The 22855-nt window shown below is 72.7% G+C and carries 13 protein-coding genes and 1 pseudogene; 7 read left to right on the top strand and 7 right to left on the bottom strand.

The window, feature by feature from the left end:
* The first annotated feature begins 17 nt into the window (after nt 1–17).
* From ACT17Q_RS01610 to ACT17Q_RS01600, 3 genes are read left to right on the top strand one after another with little or no spacing between them, the layout of a single operon-like run.
* Entirely contained in the window at nt 18–2516 is a 2499-nt protein-coding gene (locus ACT17Q_RS01610) for a GmrSD restriction endonuclease domain-containing protein (RefSeq protein WP_444664291.1), read from the top strand.
* Nucleotides 2513–8869: a DEAD/DEAH box helicase gene (locus ACT17Q_RS01605; protein WP_444664289.1), complete on the top strand. Its 6357-nt coding sequence runs from the start codon at nt 2513–2515 to the stop codon at nt 8867–8869. Before ACT17Q_RS01610 ends, ACT17Q_RS01605 begins: the two co-directional genes overlap by 4 nt.
* Nucleotides 8869–11082 (top strand): UvrD-helicase domain-containing protein, encoded by a 2214-nt coding sequence (locus ACT17Q_RS01600; RefSeq protein ID WP_444664287.1) that lies wholly within the window; start codon nt 8869–8871, stop codon nt 11080–11082. The genes ACT17Q_RS01605 and ACT17Q_RS01600 overlap by 1 nt, the downstream gene beginning before the upstream one ends.
* A 172-nt stretch (nt 11083–11254) precedes the next feature.
* Here the strand turns inward: ACT17Q_RS01600 and ACT17Q_RS01595 are convergent, their stop codons facing one another.
* The 4 genes and pseudogenes from ACT17Q_RS01595 to ACT17Q_RS01580 form a co-directional block, all read right to left on the bottom strand.
* Nucleotides 11255–11941, bottom strand: a complete 687-nt coding sequence (locus ACT17Q_RS01595; RefSeq protein WP_444664285.1) for a DUF6308 family protein — start codon at nt 11939–11941, stop codon at nt 11255–11257.
* 145 nt (nt 11942–12086) lie between these two features.
* Nucleotides 12087–13775 carry an NERD domain-containing protein gene (locus tag ACT17Q_RS01590; protein WP_444664283.1) on the bottom strand — a complete coding sequence of 563 codons (1689 nt, stop codon included), beginning with the start codon at nt 13773–13775 and terminating at the stop codon, nt 12087–12089.
* Between the two features lie 484 nt (nt 13776–14259).
* Nucleotides 14260–14751, bottom strand: coding sequence for a GyrI-like domain-containing protein (locus ACT17Q_RS01585; RefSeq protein WP_444664281.1), 492 nt, complete (start codon nt 14749–14751; stop codon nt 14260–14262).
* Nucleotides 14752–14944: 193 nt separating this feature from the next.
* Nucleotides 14945–15049, bottom strand: a pseudogene (locus ACT17Q_RS01580) (MerR family transcriptional regulator); the annotation flags it as partial.
* A gap of 232 nt (nt 15050–15281) precedes the next feature.
* Here ACT17Q_RS01580 and ACT17Q_RS01575 point away from each other — a divergent pair.
* Nucleotides 15282–16508: a phosphotransferase gene (locus ACT17Q_RS01575; protein ID WP_444664279.1), complete on the top strand. Its 1227-nt coding sequence runs from the start codon at nt 15282–15284 to the stop codon at nt 16506–16508.
* A gap of 94 nt (nt 16509–16602) precedes the next feature.
* On the opposite strand, the gene ACT17Q_RS01570 is transcribed toward ACT17Q_RS01575, so the two are convergent.
* Together ACT17Q_RS01570 and ACT17Q_RS01565 are read right to left on the bottom strand one after the other, a co-directional pair.
* Nucleotides 16603–17085: a VOC family protein gene (locus tag ACT17Q_RS01570; RefSeq protein ID WP_444664277.1), complete on the bottom strand. Its 483-nt coding sequence runs from the start codon at nt 17083–17085 to the stop codon at nt 16603–16605.
* A 39-nt stretch (nt 17086–17124) separates the two neighbouring features.
* Entirely contained in the window at nt 17125–17703 is a 579-nt protein-coding gene (locus ACT17Q_RS01565; RefSeq protein WP_444664275.1) for an isochorismatase family protein, read from the bottom strand.
* A gap of 111 nt (nt 17704–17814) precedes the next feature.
* Between ACT17Q_RS01565 and ACT17Q_RS01560 the strand changes: the two genes are divergently transcribed.
* On the top strand, nt 17815–18246 hold the full coding sequence (locus ACT17Q_RS01560) for a MarR family winged helix-turn-helix transcriptional regulator (RefSeq protein WP_444664273.1): 432 nt from the start codon (nt 17815–17817) through the stop codon (nt 18244–18246).
* A gap of 127 nt (nt 18247–18373) precedes the next feature.
* Here ACT17Q_RS01560 and ACT17Q_RS01555 read toward each other — a convergent pair whose 3' ends face one another.
* Complete coding sequence (locus ACT17Q_RS01555) at nt 18374–20026, bottom strand: cellulose binding domain-containing protein (protein WP_444664271.1); 1653 nt, start codon at nt 20024–20026, stop codon at nt 18374–18376.
* 402 nt (nt 20027–20428) lie between these two features.
* Between ACT17Q_RS01555 and ACT17Q_RS01550 the strand changes: the two genes are divergently transcribed.
* Together ACT17Q_RS01550 and ACT17Q_RS01545 are read left to right on the top strand one after the other, a co-directional pair.
* Nucleotides 20429–21628, top strand: a complete 1200-nt coding sequence (locus ACT17Q_RS01550) for an RICIN domain-containing protein (RefSeq protein ID WP_444664269.1) — start codon at nt 20429–20431, stop codon at nt 21626–21628.
* A gap of 188 nt (nt 21629–21816) precedes the next feature.
* Complete coding sequence (locus ACT17Q_RS01545; protein ID WP_444664267.1) at nt 21817–22797, top strand: DMT family transporter; 981 nt, start codon at nt 21817–21819, stop codon at nt 22795–22797.
* Nucleotides 22798–22855: the final 58 nt, after the last annotated feature.

Raw genomic sequence — 22855 nt, 5'->3', positions numbered from 1 at the left:
CGGGGCAGGGAACGACGATGAAGGCGTACGCCCGCACACCGGCGGAGATCTTCGGCAACTCGGTGCGGTACGTGGTGCCGCTGTTCCAGCGGCCGTACGTCTGGGAGCGCGACACGCAGTGGCAGCCGCTGTGGGAGGACGTGCGGACGCTCGCCGAGCGTGTGCTCGACGCCCCGTCGGTGGCGTTCGGGCCGGCCCAGGTCTCGCCGCACTTCCTCGGGGCCGTCGTCGTCGACCAGCAGTCCGTGCCTGCCGGGTTCATCGACGTGCGGCACGTCGTCGACGGGCAGCAGCGCCTCACCACGCTGCAGCTCCTGCTCGACGCGGTGCAGGGCGTGGTCGCCGAGCACGGCTCACCGCAAGACGCGGCCGGACTGCACAGCCTCGCGCGTAACAACAGCGCGATCGCCGGCCGTCCCGAGGAGGTCTTCAAGGTCTGGCCGACCGACCGAGACCAGGCGGCGTTCACCGCCGCCATGGAGGGGAACCGCTCGGGCGAGCTGTCCGGGTCGCTGCTCGTCCGCGCGCACCGGTACTTCACCGACGCTGCCCGGGAGTGGGCCCTGGCTGAGCCGAACGGTGTCGGAGAGCGGCTGGCGGCCCTCACGCAGGCACTCGCGCAGCACCTGCGTCTCGTCGTCATCGACCTGGAGCCGGGCGACAACGCCCAGGTGATCTTCGAGACGCTCAACCACCGCGGCAGCCCGCTGCTGGCGGCCGACCTCATCAAGAACCTCGTCTTCCAGGTCGCCCAGAGCCGCCGACTCGACGTGGTGGGGCTCTACCGGCGCCTGTGGCGCCCCTTCGACACCGACGAGTGGCGGCGACCGCAGCGGCAGGGACGCCTCATGCGGCCCCGCCTCGACGTGTTCTTCCACCACTGGCTCACCATGCGACTGGTCCAGGAAGTGCCTGCCGACCAGGTGTTCGCCACGTTCCGCGACCGCGTCCTCGCCGCCGAGGACGTCGACCTGGTGCCGCTCCTCGAGGAGATCGCCCACGACGCGCAGGTCTACGCCGGCATGGACGCCCTGCCGGCCACCAGCGTGCCCGGCCTGTTCCGGTACCGGGTGCTGCAGACCCTCGACGCGACGGTCGTCTGGCCCGTCCTGCTGTGGCTCCTTCGCCAGGCTCCCGCCGACCTCCCCACCGACCAGCGCGACACGGCCCTGCGCGCACTGGAGAGCTGGCTCGTGCGGCGGGCGCTCGTGCGTGGCACCAGCAAGGACCTCAACAACGCGGTGCTGACGATCCTCCGGGTACTGCGGGACGCCGCGCCCGCGACGGCCGGGGACGCCCTCGTCGACCACCTCGAGTCGCAGACGGCGCCGTCCCGCTCCTGGCCCGACGACCTCACGGTCACGACGACCCTGCTGCGCGCGCCCGTCTACCTCACGCTCACGCGCCCGCGTCTGCGGATGGTCCTCGAGGCGCTCGAGGACCACCACCGCGGGCCACTCGGCGAGGGGATCCCCTGCCCGCGCAACCTCACCATCGAGCACGTCATGCCCCAGGCGTGGCGTGAGCACTGGACCGCCTACCTCGACGACGACGCGGACCTCGTCGCCGAGCGTGACGAACGCCTGCACCGCCTGGGCAACCTCACCCTCGTCAGCGGCCGTCTCAACCCGACGCTGTCGAACCGCCCCTGGCGCGACGAGCACGCGACGCGCCGGGGACTGGGCCAGACGGGCAAGCGCACGTATCTGCTCGAGCACGCCCAGCTCAAGCTGAGCGCCGCCATCGCGGCACGGCACGAGTCGGCCTGGACGGACGAGGACATCGACGACCGCACCGCGGTGCTGGTGGACTCCCTTCTGCGCATCTGGCCGGGGCCGGCCGAGCGCCGTGCGGTCGAGCCAGCAGATGACGCCGAGGCCACGCAGCCTGCTGACGAGGACGCCCCCGCGACTGCCCCCGACTCGGATGCCTCCGGCGAGGCTCGTGCAGGTCGCAGCCGCAACGCGGCGGGAACGTACGACTCTCTGAGGGAGTGGCTCGCCGAGCAGCCTATCGACGTCGTCAGCCTCTCGTTCGAGCAGGTCGAGGACGTCGTCGCCGCCCCCCTGCCTGCATCGGCGCGCGCCTTCGAGCAGCACTGGCGCGGCTACCAGGGCTCCGCCCTGTACCGCGCGATCGTCGACGCGGGCTGGCGGACGGCGGTCGTCGATCTCGACGCCGAGAGGGTCGTGCTCCAGCGCGCGCCCGAGGAGGCCGCCGAGGACGGCAGCGCACGCGAGCAGCGCACCCGCACCGTCCACCTCACTCGGGTCGTCGACCTCGTCGAGGCCGGGCTCCTCCCCACGGGTACCCGACTCACCGGGCAGCACCTGGGCACGACCTTCGGCGTCACGGTCCTCGCCGACGGACGCCTGCGGGCCGACGACGGCGAGCTGTTCACGTCCCCGTCGACGGCGGCCGCTGTCGTCAGCGGCCAGGACGCCGTCAACGGCTGGCGCTTCTGGCGCCCCGAACCAGGACGAACCCTGGCCGATCTCAGGGACCTCCTGCCATGAGCGAGCTGCTGCCCACAGTCCAGGCGTCCTCGGTCCGCACGAGCCTCGTCGACTACCTGACGACGACGTTCGCGCTCGCCGACGCCGACGCACGCGCCGCGCTCGACCGGTTCCTCGCCCACCCGGACACCGGCATGTTCAAGGGCCCGTACGTCCGGCTGCGACTGCCGTTCCGCCCTGCCGACCGTGACCCCCGCGAGGTCCTCGAGTGGTACGGCGGGCCGCACCCGTACGGGCACCAGGCAGCGGCGTTCGCACGGCTGGCCTCGGTCCGCGACGGCCTCGACCGCCGGCCGCAGCCCACCCTCGTCACCACCGGTACCGGCTCGGGCAAGACCGAGGCGTTCCTCTTCCCGATCCTCGACCACGTCCTGCGCGCCCGACGCCGCGGTGTGCGCGGCACCAAGGCGCTCCTGCTGTACCCCATGAACGCGCTGGCCAATGACCAGGCGCAGCGTCTCGCCCGCATCATCACCGAGCACGCCGAGCTCTCGGGCGTCACCGCCGCGCTGTACGTCGGGGAGAAGGGCAAGCCACGCTCCACCGTCACCGCAGAGGGGCTCATCACCGACCGCGGTGTCATCCGGGACGACCCGCCGGACATCCTGCTCACCAACTACAAGATGCTCGACCAGCTCCTGCTGCGGCAGGAGGACCAGCACCTGTGGCGGGCCTCGGCGCTGAGCCTGCAGTACCTCGTGCTCGACGAGTTCCACACCTACGACGGCGCCCAGGGCACCGACGTCGCCATGCTGCTGCGCCGGCTCGGCCTCCTGCTGCGCAGCCACTGGCCGGACGACGCGCCGGTCACCGAGGAGGACCGGGCTCGCCCGCTGGGGATCGTCACCCCCGTCGCCACGTCCGCGACGCTCGGCGACCAGGGCGACCTGTCGGTGATGTGCGGGTTCGCCGAGACCGTCTTCGGCGAGCCGTTCGGACCCGACGCCGTCGTCACCGAGACCCGTCTGACGCTCGACGCCTGGGTGGGGGACGCGGCCACGCAGGTCGCCCGCCTCGGACTGACGCCGGCCGTCGTCGACGGTGCGCGGGCCGCGGCGATGCGCCAGGCCGTCGACGACCTCGGCGACGACCCGGCAGGCACGGACCTCGCGCGTGTCGTGCTCACGCACCTCTACGACGGCGACCACGCGGACGTCGACTGGAACGTGGACGCCCTCCTGGCGGCGACGCGCGCCCACCCCCTCGTCGCGGACCTGGCCGCTGCGTCCTTCGAAGCGGTGTCCCTGAGCGAGCTCGCCGCGCACGTCTCCCCCACGGCGGCGCTCGACACCGCGCTGTGGGAGAGCGTCGTGGCCGACGTCGTCGCGATGCTGGGTCACGTCCGTGCCGTCGGTGGACGCGCCGCCCTCTCCACCGAGGTGCACCTGTGGGTGCGCGAGCTCACCCGCATCGACCGCGCCGCGGACTCCCGCACCGAGTTCCGGTGGGGGGACGACGGCCCCGTGGTCGCCGAGTCCGCGACCGACACCCTGCGCCCGTCCTTCCCGGCCGTGTACTGCCGGCACTGCGGACGGTCGGGCTGGATGGTGCTGCTCAACCCCGTGGGGCGCGGGCTGGCCGGCGACGACGAGACGATCCGGCGCGAGCACGCCACCCGCGCCGGCCGCACCCGGGCGCTGCTGCACGCCGCCGGGGAGGCCGACGACGCCGTGCTGCGGGGCCGGCCGGTCGAGGGCCTCCAGTGGTTCCACGTCCGCAACCGCGAGCTGCTCACCTCACCCCCGCCGGACGACGACCCGGACCTGCAGGAGGGCTGGGTACTGCCCGTCCTCACCGTCGGCACGGGCGACCAGGACGCCGACAAGCAGGCCAAGGACGAGGTGTGCCCCTCGTGCGGGCAGGCCGACGGCATCCGGTTCCTCGGCAGCGCCATCGCGACGCTGCTCTCGGTGACGCTGTCGACGATGTTCGGCTCCGCCACCCTCAACCCGCGCGAGAAGCGCGCGCTCGTGTTCACCGACTCGGTGCAGGACGCCGCGCACCGCGCAGGCTTCGTCCAGGCGCGGTCGCACACGGTCACCTTCCGTGCCGCCGTGCGCGCCGCGGTCGCCGACGGCCCGGTCACCCTCGACGAGCTCGTGGTGCGGCTGCTGGAGCAGGCGGGCGACGACCCCTTCGCCCGCCACCGCCTGCTGCCCACGGACCTGGCGGACCGTGACACGTTCCGGCCGTTCTGGCAGGCGCCGCGGCGCAGCGCCGTGCCGGTCAGCGTCCGCAACCGAGTGCGCCGACGCCTCGAGCTCGACACCGCGCTGGAGCTCGGCCTCGCGTCCCGACTCGGACGCACTCTGGAGCTGACCGGCTCCGTCGCGGTCGAGATCCAGGCCGGCTCCCCCGCGTACCTGGCCGGCGCCGCCCGCAGCGTGCTCGACGGCTTCGCCGTCCAGGGAACCCTCGACGGCGACCCCGACGACCCGACGCTCGCCGCCTGGTCCCGAGGGGTGCTCGAGCGGATGCGGACGCAGGGCGCCATCGACCACCCGTGGTTCACGCGCTACCGCCGTGAGGACGGTGCCCGCTGGTCGATCTGGGGCGGTCGGCCCCGGCACGAGGGGATGCCGGCCTTCCGATCCGGTCGTCCCGCTCCGGGCTTTCCTCGCATCGGCGGCAGTGCGCTGGAGCGGGCCACGGGACTCGAGCCTGTTACGCCGGCACAGTCGTGGTTCGCGCGCTGGACCGGTCGCGTGCTCGGCGTCCCGCCGCGCGACGGCGGTGCGCTCGCGAAGCTGCTCATCGAACGACTCGCCCACGACGGCCTGCTCACGTTCGAGACGTCGGGGTCGGGCGCAAGGGTCTACGGCATCCCTCAGGACCGGGTGCTGGTGCAGCCGGCCGACCCGGCGGACCTCGCGGCCAGTCGCCACCTGCTGGTGTGCGACGTGTGTCAGGCAGGCAACCCGGGCAGCACCGCGACCGTCGACCAGCTGGACGGCTGCCCCTGCTTCTCCGTCCGCTGCCCCGGCGTGCTGCGCCGCGAGCCGCTCGAGGCAGGCTTCTACCAGCGGCTCTACGCGTCCCCGGACATGCGGCGGATCGTCGCGCGTGAGCACACCAGCCTGCTCACCGACGAGGACCGCGAGGCGTACGAGACCGCGTTCAAGAGGCCCGAGCAGGAGCCCGGTGACCCGAACGTGCTCGTCGCCACGCCCACCCTCGAGATGGGCATCGACATCGGCGACCTGTCGACCGTCCTGCTCTCCTCCTTGCCACGCACCGTCGCGTCCTACCTGCAGCGCGTCGGCCGCGCCGGTCGCCTCACCGGCAACGCGTTGGACCTTGCGTTCGTCACCGGGCGCGGCGACCAGCTCCCCCGCCTGGGCGACCCGTTGTCGGTCATCAACGGGGAGGTCCGCCCCCCGGCGACGTACCTGCGCGCCGAGGAGATCCTGCGCCGCCAGCTCACGGCGCACCTCGCCGACGGGCTCGCCCGGGACGCCGCGCTCGTCCAGCCCCGGACGGCCACGGCCGCCATCGGGTCGGTCGACCCGGGGACCTACCTGGGCACGCTCGTCGACCTCGGCGAGGGTGACCCCGACGCGCACGTCGACACGTTCGTGGCGACCTTCCCCGCGGACTTCCCCGCCGACGTCACCGCCGGCCTGCGCGCGTGGCTGACTCCGTCCGACGGCCCGCGCACGAGCCCGTTCGCCGCGCACGTCGCCGACGCCTGCGGGCGGTGGCAGCGCACCGTCGAGCTCCTGCGGCACCGGCTCGCAGCGGTCGACGCCCTGCTCCCCACCCTCGAGGCGGCGGCCGCTTCACCGGCTGTCACGGACGACGACAAGCGGGCGCTGCGCTCGGCGCGGGCCGCTCGGGCACTGACCGGCGGGCAGCTCGCCGAGCTCACCGGGGAGTACTGGATCGGCGTCCTCGAGCAGTACGGGATCCTCCCCAACTACACGCTGCTGGACGACGGCGTCACCCTGGACGTCGGGTTCTCCTGGATGGACCCGGACACACAGCAGTTCGAGACGTCGCACGCCGAGTTCCGGCGCGGCGCCGGCCAGGCCATCCGCGAGCTCGCCCCCGGCGCGACCTTCTACGCCAGCGGGTGGGAGATCGCCATCGACGCCGTCGATCTGGGCAACGACGGCGCCGCCGTGCGCCCGTGGCGGTTCTGCCCGGGCTGTGGCTACGCGATCGACGTGGGCGCGGAGGGCGACGAGCGGCAGGTCGCCTCGTGCCCGCGCTGTGGCGGAACCGGCATCGCCGACACCGGTCAGCGGTACGAGGTCGTGGAGCTGCAGCACGTCACCGCCGAGGTGCGCCGCGACGAGGCCGTCATCACCGACCGCAGCGACGACCGCGAGCGCACCCGCTTCCAGATCCCGGTCGCCGCGGACATCGACCTGGCGAACGTGGTGGACCGGTGGTTCGTCGACGGCGTCGGCCTCGGGTGCACGTTGCTGCGGCGCGTGGACCTGCGCTGGATCAACCTCGGCCTGCCGTCGCTGGGCGGCGCACGCCGCATCGCCGGGCACGAGCTGCAGGCCGGGCTCTTCCGGGTCTGCGCCGGCTGCGGCAAGCTCGACTCCGATGCCGGGACCAACAAGCCGCACGAGCACCGCCCGTGGTGCCCGCACCGCACGGCGCGCGACGAGCAGACCCGCACCATCGCGCTGAGCCGGACGCTGCAGACCCAGGGCCTGCTGCTACGGCTGCCCTACAGCGTGACGATCGGCGACACGTTCGCCGTCCCAAGCCTCGCGGCCGCGCTGCTGCTGGGGCTGCGCGAGCACATCGGCGGGCACCCCGACCACCTCGCGGTGCAGGTCGTCAAGGACCCCGATCCGACGGACGGCGGCGACGTCCACGACGCGATCCTGCTGCACGACGTCGTCCCCGGAGGGACCGGCTACCTGGCCGAGCTGGCCGACCCGCAGCACCTGCACCGTCTCCTGACCGTGGCGTGGCAGACCGTTCGCGACTGCGAGTGCCGGTTCGAGAATCGCCTCGCCTGCCACCGCTGCCTCCTGCCGTTCGCGCTGTCCGGTCATGTCCAGACCGTGTCGCGAGCCTCCGCGGAACGGCATCTGCGCCGCTTGCTGACGGTGCAGGAGGACGGGGCAGAGCCGGGGGCCTGGACGATCACACGCGACGCCCCGGCCACCGCCGGCAGCGGGGACTCGGCTCTGGAGCAGGAGCTGTACCGTCGCCTCCTCGAGCGACTCGGGCCGCGCGGTCTCGGCATGAAGGTCACCGAGGTGCCCGGCCCGCGGGGGAACACCGCAAGGTTCACGGGCCGCGGCCGCGAGTGGGTCCTGGCGCCGCAGGTCGACATCCTCGGGACGCGTCCCGACTTCGTGCTGTCGACCGCCGGCGTCCCGCAGACCGCCATCTACGCGGACGGCCGGGCGTACCACGCGAGCGTCGCGCACAACCGGTTGGCCGACGACGCCGAGAAGCGCGCACGCCTGCGCCTCGCCGGGCACCGCGTGATCGCCGTGACGTCCGCGGACCTGGACGACGCCGCACCCGCGACGCCCGACTGGTACAGCGCGGAGATCACGTCCCGTCTCATCGCTGGGGCGTCGACGCAGGCGTCGATGACGGCGTACCAGGACCTCGGCCGGGGCGTGCTGGACCAGCTCGTCGCCTGGGTCGCGGACCCCGCGCCCGACGACCGTCGCCAGGTCACGCGCGGTGTCCCGTTCTACCTGCTGGGTTCGCCCGCGCACCCGGGCGAGTTCGTCGCGGCTGCCGACGGCGTCGACATCGCGCAGGTCGCGGTGGACACCCTCGTCGGTGCACCGGCGACCAGCGAGCCGACGGCACGGTTCGTCTACGTCATGCGCACCGGGCCGCTGGCCTGTGCCGTCGAGCAGGTGGGCACGGTCGCACGGGTGGCCGTCGTGCTCGACGACCGAGCGAGCGTCATGGACGACGAGCACGCCGTGGCGTGGCGTCGGTGGCTCGAGCTGTCCAACGCGCTGGACCTGCGCGACTGGCCCACGACCATCACCACGGTCACGGCGTGGCAGGCGGCCGCGACGAGTGGCACGACCGAGACACCTGTCCCCGCACCGGCCGCGACGGACGACCTGCCCGCGGAGTGGCAGACGGCGCTCGAGCAGGCGACTCCGGTGGAGCGCGAGGTGCTCGTGCAGCTCGCGGACAGGTCCGTCCCGGTGCCGAGCGTCGGCGCCGAGGGGCCGGACGGCATCGTGCTCGACCTGGCATGGCCCGGGCTGCACGTCGCGCTCGCCGTCCACCCGCTCCCGGACGAGGACCGTGCCGACCTGCAGGCGGCCGGTTGGCGGGTCCTGGACGCGCACGACATCGAGAAGGTCGCCGCCGTCGTCGGCGACGCCACCGGAGAGGCTGACATCTGATGCCCACGCTCGTCATGGCCGGCAAGGCCCCGCACAAGATCGCCGACGGCGCGCTGAAGAAGAAGGCCTGGACCTTCCTGGAGAAGCTCCAGGAGGACGACACCACACCCGGCCTGCACATCGAGCCCATCAACGGGTCGCGCGACCCGCGGGTGCGGACAGGGCGTGTCGACGAGTTCTGGCGAGCCGTGCTGTTCAAGCTCACCGGCCAGGGCGACACGCACTACGTGTTCCACGGCATCTGGGCGCACGACGACGCGATCGCCGTCGCCATGAAGGTCACGCTCAAGCAGAACCCGATCAACGGCATGCCGGTGATCGAGGAGATCGCCGTGCCGGAACCGACCCCGGCACCGATCCCCACCCCGGCGGGACCCACCGCAGACACGACGCCCGTGCCCCCTCGTCCCGTCGAGGAGGATTTGGCACAGGACGGCGCGCCGACTCCGACGCTGGTCGCTCTCGGGTACAGCCGTGACGACCTCGTCCAGCGCCTCGGTCTGCCGGAAGCGCTCGCCGACGCCGCGCTCGCCGTGGCGACCGAGGACGACCTGCTGACGCTGGCGGCTGAGCACGACGGCTGGATCGGCCTGGTGCTCGTCGACCTCGGCTCCGGCGAGCCGGTCGAGAGCATCATCGAGCGCCTCGACCTGACGCCCGAACCGACGACCGGCGATGCGGACGAGGACCTGGTGCGGGCGCTGCGGCGACCGGCCGCCCGTACCACCTTCGCGTTCATCGAGGGCCAGGAGGAGCTGCGGAGGGTCATCGAGGCCGACGACTTCGAGGCCTGGCGCGTCTTCCTCCACCCGGAGCAGCGGCGCTACGTCGATCAGCGCACGAACGGACCCTTCCGCGTCTCCGGTGGGGCCGGCACCGGCAAGACGGTCGTGCTCGTCCACCGGGCGCGCGCCCTCGCCGCCCGTGACCCGCACGCCCGGATCGTGCTGACCACGTACACGACGAACCTCGCCGATGCGCTCCGGGACCAGGTCCGACGCCTCGACCCCTCGGTGCCTCTGGTCGAGCTCGGCGCCCCGGGCATCCACGTCACCGGCGTCGACGCCCTCGCGCGCGCCGTCGTCCGGCGCGCGCCGGGGCCAGCGCTCGACGCCGCCCAGACCGCGGTGCTCGGGGAGTCACGATCCCACCCGAACCAGCGCACCCCGCACGCACGGTGGCGGGCCGTCCTCGACCACGTCGCCACTTCCCTGCCGGCGACTGTCGCCAACGAGAGCTTCCTAAAGGACGAGTACGACCTCGTCGTGCTGCCATCGGGCGTCACGACCCTCGAGGAGTACCTCCGCGTGCGTCGCACCGGACGCGGAGTGGCCCTCGACCGCGCCTCACGGACCGAGATGTGGCGACTGCTCCAGGAGTACCGCACCCAGGCTCGTCTCGACGGCTCGCTCGACTTCGCCGAAGCAGGCGTGGTCGCAGCCGCCTACCTCAAGGGCACCCCCGGTCATCCAGGAGCGCAGCTCGCCGACCATGTCCTCGTCGACGAAGGGCAGGACCTCACGCCCGCGCACTGGAAGCTACTGCGCGCCCTCGCCCCGAGCGGTCCGGACGACCTCTTCATCGCCGAGGACTCCCACCAGCGCATCTACGGCCACCGGACTCCGCTCAAGCGGCTGGGCGTCAACATCGTCGGCCGGTCACGCCGCCTCACGCTCAACTACCGCACCACCGCACAGAACCTCAGGTGGGCCCTGGCTCAGCTCGACGGTGTCGAGTGGGTCGACCTCGAGGGCGAGCAGGAGCAGACCGGGTACCGCTCCGCCCGTACCGGCCCCCCGCCCGAGGTGGTCCACACCGCGAGCCTGAGTGAGGAGCTCGCGGTCGTCGTCGACCGCGTCCAGAGCTGGCTCCCCACGACTGAGGATCCGGGCACCGTTGCGGTGCTCGTGCCCGACCGCCAGCAGCGCGACCGAGTCGCGCAGGCACTGGCAGACGCCGGTGTGCCCGCGCACCCTGTCGACCGCGAACGTCCGCCGGCGAAGAAGGTCGCCGTGATGACCCGCCACCGCGCCAAAGGCACGGAGTTCTCCAAGGTCCTGCTGACGGACGTAGGCTGGACGGCTCCGTGGGAGGTGCAGCGTCTGGCTGCCATGGACGCGGCCGAGCGCGAGGACGCGGAGCAGCGCAACCGGTCGGTGCTGTACGTCGCGGCGACGCGTGCCCGGGACGAGTTGGTGGTCGTGACTCGCTGAGAACCGCGACCTGGGTACAACCAGGACCGAGATCTTCCCAGACGCGCAGACTCGGAGTGCGGCCGGAGCGGTGAGCCCGGCGCGGATCGACGCCTGACTGACCGAGCGTCGTTCTCGGGGCGGACGCGTCGGTCGCACTTTCCCATCCTGCCGCCGGAAGGCCTACCCTCCCTCACGCCTCGCGCGGCGTCGTCAACCTCGTGAGCCCACGGTCAGTGGCTCGACTACCCAGCCTCCAACCGACGATGTCCAGTGCCCGCAACGGGGTGATCGTCGGCCCTCCGGGCGGGGTGAGGGCGGCGAGCGCCCTCCAGACGTCCAACTGGGACGCCAGGTCGGCCTGCACGGCGCCGAGCCACAGCGTCGCGAACTCACGCCACGTCCGATTCGCGGCGGGCACGGGTGCGCCGTCTCCGTCCTGGTAGCAGCGGCGGATCTGCTCGTCGTACAAGGGGATGAGCGAGGGCCGCTTGCGGTGGAGCACCTTGGACAGCTTCGTCAGCTTGACGCCCGGGATCGACGGATCGTCGAGAACGCCGATGAGGTCGGCGACGGCCGTGACAGCGACGTTCTCCGCTTCGTCCAGCGCCACACCCGTCGGAACGGCAGCCAGCGCCGCGTTCACCTCGTCGAGAACGCTGAGGAAGGCGTAGTACGAACCTAGGTTCAGGCCGGCGTTGAGGAGTTCCGGTGCGAAGAGGTCCTGGGGTCCGAGCAGGTCAGTCGCCGCCCCGGGGTACTCGTCGTACGCCGGGTACGACCACCGCTCCTCCGGGGCGTTCAGGTACCGACGGACGAACACGAACGCGTCGTCGACCGTCGTCGATCGTGCGCCGACGCGCACCGTGGTCGTGGTCATCGGTCCGGTTCTCCCGCGTCTACCGGTCGGTGCTCTGCCGAGGAGAGGATCGGCAGGGTAGCGCGCGAACTGGGCTGCGAGCACCCCCTGCCGCCCGGTCTCGTGCCGTCATGTCAGCGCGTGCTGGCGCGACGGAGGCATCGCGCTATCCGGCAGTCGTCGCGTGGCCCTGCTCCCCCCACTCCCACGCGTCCCCCAACCGCCTCCTGACGGCCTCCCCACCAATCTCCTCCACGTACCCGAGCGGCCCCACCACCACGAGCAACACACGCGCCCGCGACAACCCCGTGTAGATCATCGACCGAGCCCGCGCCGCGTCCCGGACCCCGTTGACCGCCAGCACCACGACCGTCCGCTCGAGCCCCTTGAACCCCAGCACGTGCCCGTAGAACACGTCCTCACCGGCGAAGAACCCGTCCCAGTACTCCTGGTACCCGGCAAGCCCGACGGTCTCGACCTGCATCGGGTGCCGCCGCCCGGTGGTGAGCAGCGCGATCTGCCCGGGCTCCCAGCCCTCGTCGAGCAGCGCCTCGACGGCGTCGTCCGCGGCACTGACGGCGTCCTCGAACGGCACGTCCACGACACGCACCGGCGCGCCGGGCCACCCGCGCGGGCGGGTGACGCCCTCGTGCAGCGCCCCGCACAGCTGGGCGATCTGCTTGGTGGAGCGCAGGTTCTCGTCGAGCTCGACGACGGTGAGCTCGACCGGTGCGGTGCCCGCGCGTGGGAAGACGCGCTGCCCGTCGTCGGAGAACACCGTCAGTCTCCCGCCGTCGGGGTCGCGCAGGCAGCGCAGCACGGCCGGCCACCACGCGTCGCCGAAGTCCTGCGCCTCGTCGACGACGACCGCGTCGAACAGGTCGGTCTCCGGTCGCTGCGCGGCCAGCTCCCCGAGGTCGCGCGGCAGGCGTTCCTCCCAGTCGGTCGGGTCGGCGTCGTCGCCGGGCGCGGCACCCCAGCGCACCGGCAGCTCGTGGAACAGCCCGACGTACGCCGGTTGCTCCCGGACCGGCCACTGGGCGGTCGTCCGCTCCAGGTACCGGGCCAGACCACGCGAGTAGCACATGAGCGCGACCCGTTCCCCCGCCTTCGCGCGGCGACGGGCGTGCTCGAGGGCCAGCCACGTCTTGCCCGTGCCCGCCCCGCCGACGACGTGCACGCGTCGCACCGCGTCGAGGTAGCGCATGGCCTGCGCCTGATCGCGAGTCAGCCGGTCGAGGTGGTCCTCGTACTGGGCGGCCACCGCGAGCGCCTCGGACTGCGAGGGGAAACCGCCGGTCAGCCACTCGACGAGGGCCTCGGCCGACGGCTCGTCGAGCGGAGCCTGCCCGGCCCCGTGCTCGTCGATCGCCCGACGCACGAGGTGGACGGCCCGCCCGCCGTCCGTGACGTCGCCCCGGTCGAGCAGCATCGTGCGAGGCAGCTCCGGTGCGTCCCGCCCCCCTGGGACGAACGTGTGCGGAAGCGCGACGAGGTGCGCGGCCCGTGCCCGCGCCGCCGCGAGACCGTGCCGATGCAGCAGCGCGAGAAGCGTGTGCTTCGCGTCCTGCACCTGCCCCACCGGGTCGATCGCATGGCGCCCCTCACCGGAGCCCTGCCACCACTGCCCGTCCGCGCGCGCGACGTGCCCACCCTTCACCTCGATCGCGGCGAGCCCAAGGCCCGGCCACACGACGAGCAGGTCGATCTCGCGTTCCTTCGCACCGTCCTGCAACGCGGTGCCCGCGAGCAGGACCGCGTCGTCAGGCAGGTGGTCCCGCAACGCCTGCCAGACGGCCTGCTCGGCGCCGCCGTCCTCGGGGAAGGCGGGATGCTCGGGGTAGGTACGTGCCACTGCCGTGACCTCCAGAGGTTCGTGTCCACTCCCGCTATCGGCATGGGCCGGTCGGTGCCGGAGGACGGAAGGGGCAAGAGCTCGTCCGCCGACCGCGTGACCATCCGCCCGCGCACGCCGAGTGGTGCTGACCGAGGCGTCCTACGCTCGGCCCCGTGACCGAGCCCAGCTGCTCGACTACGCCGCGGCAATGGCCTCCGACCCGCCTGACGTGCTGACCGCGCTCCTCCCCCACCGGCCCGACGACTCCGCGGTCGCACTGCTCCACCGGTACGGGGTGGACTGTGTCTTCCGTGGCGGGGACGGCGCGTACGTCCGGCTACCGGCCCCGCAGGAGGCAAGCACTGCCATTCGGCGCCTCGTCCTGGCGACGGAACCGGCGCATCGCTGAGCCGGCGCGGGCGTCCATCCAGGATCGCTGGCATGTCGGCGGCCTCGCCCCAGTCAGACCCACGGCTTGTCGACCGCGCCCGAGCTCGGCCCGTCAGGGGTTCCGGTTGCCGAGCGGGACCTGGAGCTCGGTGACGCCGGTCGCGGCGTGCTCGGGGTCGTAGTCGACGTAGACCTCGCGGGCCAGGCCGAGCGGGCGGTACCCCTGCTGCTCGATCCACGCGGCCAGCGCACCCATCGTGGGTTCGACCTCGTCCATCGGCCCGTGGTGCACGATCGTCGCGACGCGCTCGAGCGGCGGCAGGTCGACGACCTCGAACGGTGCGTCGTCGTGCTGCGCCAGGGGCGCGTCGACGGGTACGGCCGCGTGCACGACGACTGCCTCGCTGTCCTCGACCGGCTCGTACCAGGCCAGCGGCGCGCCCGTCATGGCGAGCCCCGCGGCGGCGATCCCGTCGAACAGGCGCGGGTACAGGGGCGTGATGACGGGCGTGATGTCGCCGGGCTCGTAGCTCGCGGCGAAGGCGTGGACGTGCGCGACCCGCTGGACCGGCACGGACTTCACGACGACCTCGTAGGTGGACATGCGACCTCCCCTCTCGACGGCTCTCAGGTGGGCCCGTAGCACCGCCAGCCGCGCCGCGTCCTGCACGAGCTGCTCCTCGAGCTGCGCCTCGCGCAGGCGCGAGCATCCCGCGCAGCTGGTCGGCGTCGACCTCGTCGTCGAGCACCCGGCGGACCTGGGCGAGCGTGAGCCCGAGGTCGTTCAGGATGACGATGCGGTTGAGCCGGCGCAGCTGCTCGGCGGCGTAGTGGCGGTACCCGGTCGCCGGGTCGACGGACGCAGGCGGCAACACCCCGACGGCGTCGTAGTGGCGCAGCATGCGGACCGAGACCCGGCCCAGGGCGGCGAACTCCCCGATGGTGAACATGGCACCTCCGACGGTGGGCCCTGACACGGTGTGAAGGTCAAGCGACTGCCTCGGCCCTCCGACGAGGGGCGCTTCCTGCGGCCCGACAGACGCGCGTCGGCACGACCAGAGCATCCCAGCCACGCACCGGCTAACGTGACGCCGCATCGCGTCGGAGTTCACCGCGGAGCTCATCCGCGACCTGGTGCGCGAGCAGCACCCCGACCTCGCGGACCTGCCCCTCGTCGAGGTGGACGGCGGGTGGGGGAATCAGATGTGGCGCCTGGGCACTGATCTGGCGGTGCGGATCCAGCGCATGGACACCAGCCCGGACCACCAGCTCAAGGAACGTCGGTGGCTGCCGGTCCTCGCACCGCTGCTGCCGTTGCCGGTCCCTGTCCCGGTGCGGCACGGCGCGCCCTCCGCGCGCTCGGCCAAGCTCTGGACGGTCGTCGCATGGGTCCCCGGTGAACCGCTGGACCGTGCCACGATCACGCGCGCCGCGCACGCGACCGACGCCCTGGCGGCGTTCCTCCGGGCGCTGCACGTCGAAGCGCCCGCCGACGCACCGGCGGGGGTTGACCGGGGTGCGCACCCGCGGGAGTGCACCGGTGGGTTCACCCACTTCCTCGAGTCCGTCGACCCCGCCGCACTCGGCTGCGCGGCCCGCGACGTCCGTGCCGTGTGGGAGGACGCCGTCGCCGCGCCTGCCTGGCAGGGCCCGCCGGTGTGGGTGCACGGGGAACTGCACCCAGCGAACGTCGTCGTCGCCGACGGGACGCTGGCGGGCGTCGTGGACTTCGGGGACCTGTTCGCGGGGGATCCCGCGTGGGACCTCGCCGCGGCGTGGCTGCTGCTGCCGGCGGGGTCGTCCGCCCGGTTCTTCGACGGCTACTCGCGGGCGGACGACGCGACGATCCGCCGAGCCCGCGGCCTGGCGGCGCTGAAGAGCCTGTTCCTCATCCTCATGGGCCAGAACGGCGAGCGCGGCCTGCCCGGGGGAAGCCGGCGTGGGGTCCGGCGGGACGTGCCGCGCTCGCCCGGGTCCTCAGTGATCGGCCATGAGTCGGCACGTGCGGCCCTCGCGAGACCGACCGTCCTGGCTCAGCGGCCGGGCGCCGGCGTCTCGGACGTCTCCCAGTACGGCAAGCCGGCGCACGCCCGCTCCGCCTCGTCCATGCCGTCCGCGCCGATCTCGTGGTCGAACCCGGGGTCCAGCAGCTGGCGGACGTGCGCGAGGCGGCGCGTCACGCGCCAGCCATCGACGAACCGCGCCAGCTCGCGCCCGTACCAGTCGTCGTCGCGGGCGTGCTCGTCGGAGGCGATCGCGTGCAGCGAGGCCAGGACGAGGTCGATCTCCCGCAACGCGTCGAGCGCATCGGGACGGGGGACGACGAACGGGGGTGCTGAGTCGGTCACGACGCGATGCTAGGGGGTCGGGCCGTGCCCGCCCGACCCCCGGCAGGGGGCACTCCTGTGCCCGCAGGGGCTCCTGGTTGGCACGGGCGCGTCCGAGGGTGCGGCGGTCAGTCGCGGGTGCCGGCGGTGCCGAACCCGGGCCGGCCGGAACGCTCGTCGAGCGACTCGAGCTCCTCGAACACCGTGATCTGGAGCCCGGCCGGCGCGTCCAGGCGGGCGTTCAACGACTGCCACGGCGTGCGGGTGGGCGGCGCAAGCTCGTGTGCACCCGCGTCGGCCAGCGCCCTGGTGGTCGCCACGGCGTCGTCCACCTCGAACGCTACCCGCAGGTGGGGTGCGACCTGCCGCCCTACCTCGACGTCGTCGATCATGCGCTTCTGAGCAGGGTTGGCGATCTCCAGGGTGGCGCGGCCGGCGTCGAGGATGATGACGCGCGCGTCGCCGTCACCTTCGAAGGCCGCCTGCTCGGGCAGGCCGAGCACGTCGCGGTAGAACGTCACGGCCTCGTCGTAGTCGGCAGCCTCCACCACGAGGCGCAGCTGGCGGACCGGGCTGGGCGCGCCGGCGGTTCGTGCGGTGTCGTCCGTCATACCAGGACGATAGGTGTCCCCGGCACGGGCGGAACGTACTCAGCGCTCCCCCGCCAGGCACTGGGCGATCGCCTCAGCCGTGTCCAGGCGCGCGATCCTCGGCAGGATCACCTCCAGGCTGGTGGCGTGCGCCGCGGCCACCAGATCCGTCACCGCGTCCTGCGCGACCACCACCTCGTAGCCCAGCTCACGTGCCGTGCGGGCCGTGGACTCGACGCCGATGCTCGTCGAGATCCCGGCGATCACCACGCAGCGCACGCCCCGGCGACGCAGCCGCGAGTCCAGCTCGGTCCCCGTGAACGCGTCCCACCCCCGCTTGGTGACGACGAGGTCGGCAGGATCGCTCGGCACACGCGCGTCGAGCTCGGCGAAGTCCGCGGCCTGGGTCACCGCGGGCCCGGGAGAGTCGGTACGACCGCGGAGCACGTCGCCGCCGTCGCTCGAGAACGCGGTCCGCACCCGGACCACGGGCAGGCCGGCGCGGTGCGCGGCCTCCGCGAGGAGCGCGGCACGCGCGACGACGAGCGACGCGTCGTGCACGGTCGGCAGCGCGGTGATGCCGTTCTGGAGGTCGACGAGGACCAGGGCGGTGGCGGGATCGAGCGTGTCGACGGGCATGAGGTGCTCCTGACGCAAGAGGCGAAAAGACAGCAAGACTGTCTATCGTGTCGCATGCCGATGTCAAGCAAGACTGCACAGATGCGCTGTCTTGCGGACTAGGGTGGCCGCATGGACGACGCCGAGATCGCCGCCGACCTCCGCCTGCAGGTCGGCCGTCTGGTCCGACGAGGCCGCGCCGAGGACCCGCGGCCCCAGCCGGTCACCGCGGCGCTCGGCCTCCTCGACCGCGAGGGTCCGCTGACCACGAGCGAGCTCGCCGCCGCGCAGCGCGTGCGGCCGCAGTCGATGGCGCGCACGGTCCGCACGCTGGAGGAGGACGGGCTCGTCGAGCGGTCCACGGACCCCACCGACGCCCGCAAGTCGCCGGTGGTGCTGACCGCCCGGGGGCGCGAGGCGCTCGCGCAGGAACGCCGCCGCAGGACGGACTGGCTCACGCTCGCGCTGGCCGACGCGCTCGATCCGGCGGAGCGGGAGACCCTCGCGGCCGCCGTGCCCCTCATGGCGCGCATCGTCGCGTGGGACGAGCGCCGCATGCGCTGACGCCACCGCTCGCCGCGCTCGTCGGCCTCGCCACCGGGGCCACCCCTCGACGACCGCGACGGTGGCCCACGTCAGCTCGGCGTGGGCCACCGTCACAGGCGCCTGGATCCACCGGGCGCTCCGGGCGTCAGAGCGTGATGACGACCGTCGAGATGCTCCGCGCGGGCACGTTGACCGTCACCTGGCTGCCGGTGACGCTCGTGGCCTGGGGCGCGCGGCTGGAGTACTGCGACGTCATGGTCTGGAGCGCAGCCTTGACCGCCTGCGGGGCCTGGATCACCGTCCCGTTCACCGCGCTGGTCGAGCGGTTGAGCATGACGAGCGTGATCTTGCCGTCGCCCTGGTAGGCCGTGACCTCGAGCGGGGAGGCCTTCGAGCTCTTCGTCAGACCGACCCGCTGGTAGCCGGGGCGGACGTACTTGGAGTACTGCGAGAACGCCCAGCCGCGCTTGAGGACCGCGCCGCCGGTGGTGCCGTACGCCGACTCGCCGTCGCCGATGAACGAGTAGTAGCGCCGCCCGTACCACCAGACGTACGCGCTCCAGTTGGCCTGCATCGAGCGGTCCACGGTGTACATGACCTTGTCGAGGGTCTCGTTCCAGGCGGCGGCGTTCGACGGGTCGCCCCAGATGTTCGAGCCGTTGCCGTCGGCCTGGTGGTAGTTCCACTCGGTCATCCACTGGTTCTTGCCGTACTGCGCGGCCAGCGGGTACGGGGAGAGGTTCGGCCCGTTCTCCTGGCCGTAGATGTGCCCGCCGACGTACCCGATGTTGTTGCGGGCTGCGGCGTCGTTCAGCGTCGGGTCGCTGTAGGAGCGGTTGAAGCCGAGCGACTCGGCCACCATGAGCTTGGTGTTCTGGACCTTGGCGCCCTGGTCGCGCACGAAGGTGCGCAGCTGGTCCCCGGTCCAGGCCATGGAGTCGTAGTCGGGGTGCCAGTCGGGCTCGTTCTGCACGGACGTCACGTCGATGGCCACGCCCTGGTTGCGCATGTACTGCACGTAGCTGTTGAGGTGGTTGGCGTAGTCGTCGTAGTAGTCGGTCTTGAGCGACCCGCCGCCGGTGCGGCTGTTGTTCGTCTTCCACGCCGCGGGCGCGGTCCACGGCGAGGCGAGGATCTTGACGTTCGACCCGTACGTCTTCGCCGTCTTCAGGGCGCTGACCTGCGCTCCCCACTCGCTCGACACGGGCGAGATGCCCGTGCGCACGATGGACAGGCCGAGCTGGTTGTCACCCATCCCGACGAGCGTCTGGGTGTCGGCCGTGGACCAGGCACCTCCCCAGATCGACACGGCGGCGCCGAAGCCGTCGATCGTCTGGTACTTGGTGCCGGTGTTCACCGTGAGGTCCGCGGGTGAGCCCGGGCGCGGCGTCTGGCTCACGGAGGGCGACGGGGTGGGCGTCGGCGTCGGGGTGGGGGTCGGCGTCGGGGTGCCGGTGGTCGACCCCGTGCACGTGGTCCCGTTGAGCGCGAACGTGGTGGGCGACGGGTTGGAGGCGCCGGAGGTGCCGTTGAAGCCGATCTCCGCCGAGGCGCCGGTGCCCAGGGAGCCGTTGTACGACGCGTTCCTCGCGGACACCGTGGCGCCGCTCTGCGTGAGGCTGGTGTTCCACGCCTGGGTCACGGTCTGCCCCGCGGGGAAGGTCCAGGTGAGCAGCCAGCTGCTCACGGCGTCACCGAGGTTGGTGACCTTGACGTTCGCCGTGAACCCGCCGTTCCACTGGGACGGGACGACGTAGTCGACGCGGCAGCCGGTCGCGGCGGATGCCGCGGGCGCCACGGCGACCGTCCCCCCGGTGAGCAGCGTGGCCAGCGCCAGAGCCGCCGGCCACGTTCGGCGCCGCCATGGAGTTCCTCGCATGATTCGTCCAATCGCTGTTGGTCGTTCGATGCGCGCCGACGGCCCTCGTCGGCAGTGGGCGGACGGGGACCGGGGGTGCCCGGATGGCGCGACTATCTCGGCCCGGATCGGCCTTGTCCACCGCCCCCTCCCCTAACCGTTTGGGCCGATCGCGAGGCTCGCGAAGTCCGTGCAAAGTGGGCGGATCGCGCTCTGTGAGCGCTCACATCGACAGGCGGACCCGCACGGCGCCGGCCAGGGCTCGCACGACGTGCTCCCCACCGCGACGACGCGGCCCGGGGGCCCGGACGGACGGCGCACAGCCACCCTCAGGAGGCAGACATGCACGGAATCGGCCGACGGCTGCTGCTCGCCGTCACCCTCTGCATCGCACTGGCGGGCGGTGCCACGGCGACGTCCGCGCCCGCCACCGCCGAGAGCAACGGGGGCACCCGCGTGATGCCCCTGGGCGACTCGATCACGGAGGGCTACCCCGGTGGGGGCGGCTACCGCGTCGGGCTGTGGCAGCGCCTCGCGCAGAACGGCTACACCACCGACTTCGTCGGGTCGGCCTTCAACGGCCCGGCCAGCCTGTGGGACCACGACCACGAGGGGCACGGAGGCTGGCGGATCGACCAGATCGACGCCAACGTCGTGAACTGGGTACGCACCTACCAGCCGCGCACCGTGCTGCTGCACATCGGCACCAACGACATCACCCAGAACCGCGACCTGGCGAACGCACCCGCCCGGCTCGCGTCCGTCATCGACAAGATCACGAGCACGTCCCCGCAGACCGACGTCTTCGTCGCGACCCTGATCCCGGTGTCGTTCGCCGACTCGCAGGTCCGGGCCTACAACTCCGCCATCCCCGGCATCGTGTCGAGCAGGGCCGCCGCCGGGAAGAAGGTCCACCTCGTCGACATGTACCGGGCGCTGACCACCGCCGACCTGGGCGACGGCGTGCACCCCAACGCGACGGGCTACGACAAGATGGCCGCCGCCTGGTTCACCGCGCTGCGCGCCGTGCCGGGAAGCATCGGCAACCCGTCCGGCGGCACCGACCCGACCCCGACGCCCACGCCGACCCCTGACCCGGGCAACGGCACCGTGGACACCTCGGCCTGGTACACGCTCGTCAACCGCAACAGCGGCAAGGCCATCGACGTGTACAACTACGCGACCAACGACGGCGCCCGGATCACGCAGTGGTCGCGGCACGGTGGCACCAACCAGCAGTGGCAGTTCGTCAGCTCCGGCAACGGGTACTACCGGCTGAAGTCACGGCTGTCCGGCAAGGTCCTGGACGTCAGCGGGAACTCCACCGCCGACGGCGCGGCGATCCAGCAGTACGGCGACCACGGCGGCGCCAACCAGCAGTTCAGCATCCAGACGATCGACAGCTACATCCAGCTGATCGCGCGCCACAGCGGCAAGGCGGTCGAGGTGCAGGGGGCGTCCACCGCCGACGGCGGCAATGTCGTCCAGTACGCCGACTGGAACGGCACCAACCAGCAGTGGCAGCTCGTCGAGGTGGGCTGACCCCGGCGCGCACGGCGTGACCGACGACGGCCCCGTCCTCGGGAGGGCGGGGCCGTCGCGGCTCGCGCAGCGCAGGGCGCCAGGCCCGTGGGCGACGATGGGTGGGTGATCGAGTCGAGGCGAGGGCTGCGCAACGCGGGCGTGCAGGCGGCGCTGTGGGCCGCGGTCCTGTTCGGGCGAGCGCGCCGGTGGCGAAGCTGCTGCTGGGCGAGGTGAGCCCGTGGCTGCTGGCCGGCCTGCTCTACGTCGGTGCCGGTGTCGGGATGGGGGTGTGGCGCCGGGTGCGCCGCGCCCCACGGGTCCACCTCCCGCGTCGGGACGTCCCGTGGCTCGTCGGAGCGGTGGGGGCCGGGGGCGTGGCGGGGCCCGTGCTGCTGATGGTCGGGCTGTCGTCGATGCCGGCCTCGGGCGCGTCCTTGCTGCTCAACGCCGAGGGCGTGCTGACGGCGGTGGTCGCGTGGGTGGTGTTCCGCGAGCCGGCGGATCGTCGGGTGGTGCTGGGCATGCTGGCGATCGTGGCCGGCGCGGTCGTGATCGCGGTGCCGACGGGGCACGCCGAGGTCACCAGCCTGTGGCCGGCCGCGGCGATCGTCGGGGCGTGCGCGTGCTGGGCCCTGGACAACAACCTGACCCGGAAGGTCTCGCTCACGGACGCGACGTGGCTCGCGATGGTCAAGGGCGCGGTCGCAGGTCCGACGAACCTCGTCGTCGCGCTCGTGCTCGGCGCACAGCTGCCCGGGCTCGCCACCTCGGCCGCGGCGCTGGGTCTGGGCTTCGTCTCGTACGGGCTGAGCCTCGTGCTGTTCATCGTCGGTCTGCGGCACGTCGGGACCGCGCGCGCCGGCGCGTACTTCTCGGTCGCGCCGTTCTTCGGCGCGGTGCTCGCGGTCGCCCTCGGTGACCCGGTCACGTGGGAGCTGCTGGCGGCCGGCGGGCTGATGGCCGTGGGCACGTGGCTGCACCTGAGTGAGGAGCACGCGCACGAGCACCACCACGAGGCCGTGACGCACGAGCACTGGCACACGCACGACGACGGGCACCACGACCACGAGCACGCACCCGGCGAGCTCGTGGCGCCCGGGGTGCGGCATCGCCACGTGCACACGCATGAGGCGCTGACGCACACCCACGAGCACTACCCCGACGCGCACCACCGCCACGACCACTGAGGCCGGACGCCCGCGACGTGGGCGAGCACGGCCTGGACCTGGTCCCGTGCCTGGACAC

It is taken from the genome of Cellulomonas sp. CW35, assembly GCF_052378485.1.
In the GTDB taxonomy this organism is placed as follows: Bacteria; Actinomycetota; Actinomycetes; order Actinomycetales; family Cellulomonadaceae; genus Cellulomonas; species Cellulomonas uda.
This window is presented reverse-complemented; position numbering and strand designations above follow the sequence as displayed.

Coding starts and splice junctions, on each gene's coding strand:
- ACT17Q_RS01610 (WP_444664291.1), top strand. CDS start 18: ATGAAGGCGTACGCCCGCACACCGGCGGAGATCTTCGGCAACTCGGTG.
- ACT17Q_RS01605 (WP_444664289.1), top strand. CDS start 2,513: ATGAGCGAGCTGCTGCCCACAGTCCAGGCGTCCTCGGTCCGCACGAGC.
- ACT17Q_RS01600 (WP_444664287.1), top strand. CDS start 8,869: ATGCCCACGCTCGTCATGGCCGGCAAGGCCCCGCACAAGATCGCCGAC.
- ACT17Q_RS01595 (WP_444664285.1), bottom strand. CDS start 11,941: ATGACCACGACCACGGTGCGCGTCGGCGCACGATCGACGACGGTCGAC.
- ACT17Q_RS01585 (WP_444664281.1), bottom strand. CDS start 14,751: ATGTCCACCTACGAGGTCGTCGTGAAGTCCGTGCCGGTCCAGCGGGTC.
- ACT17Q_RS01570 (WP_444664277.1), bottom strand. CDS start 17,085: ATGACGGACGACACCGCACGAACCGCCGGCGCGCCCAGCCCGGTCCGC.
- ACT17Q_RS01565 (WP_444664275.1), bottom strand. CDS start 17,703: ATGCCCGTCGACACGCTCGATCCCGCCACCGCCCTGGTCCTCGTCGAC.
- ACT17Q_RS01560 (WP_444664273.1), top strand. CDS start 17,815: ATGGACGACGCCGAGATCGCCGCCGACCTCCGCCTGCAGGTCGGCCGT.
- ACT17Q_RS01550 (WP_444664269.1), top strand. CDS start 20,429: ATGCACGGAATCGGCCGACGGCTGCTGCTCGCCGTCACCCTCTGCATC.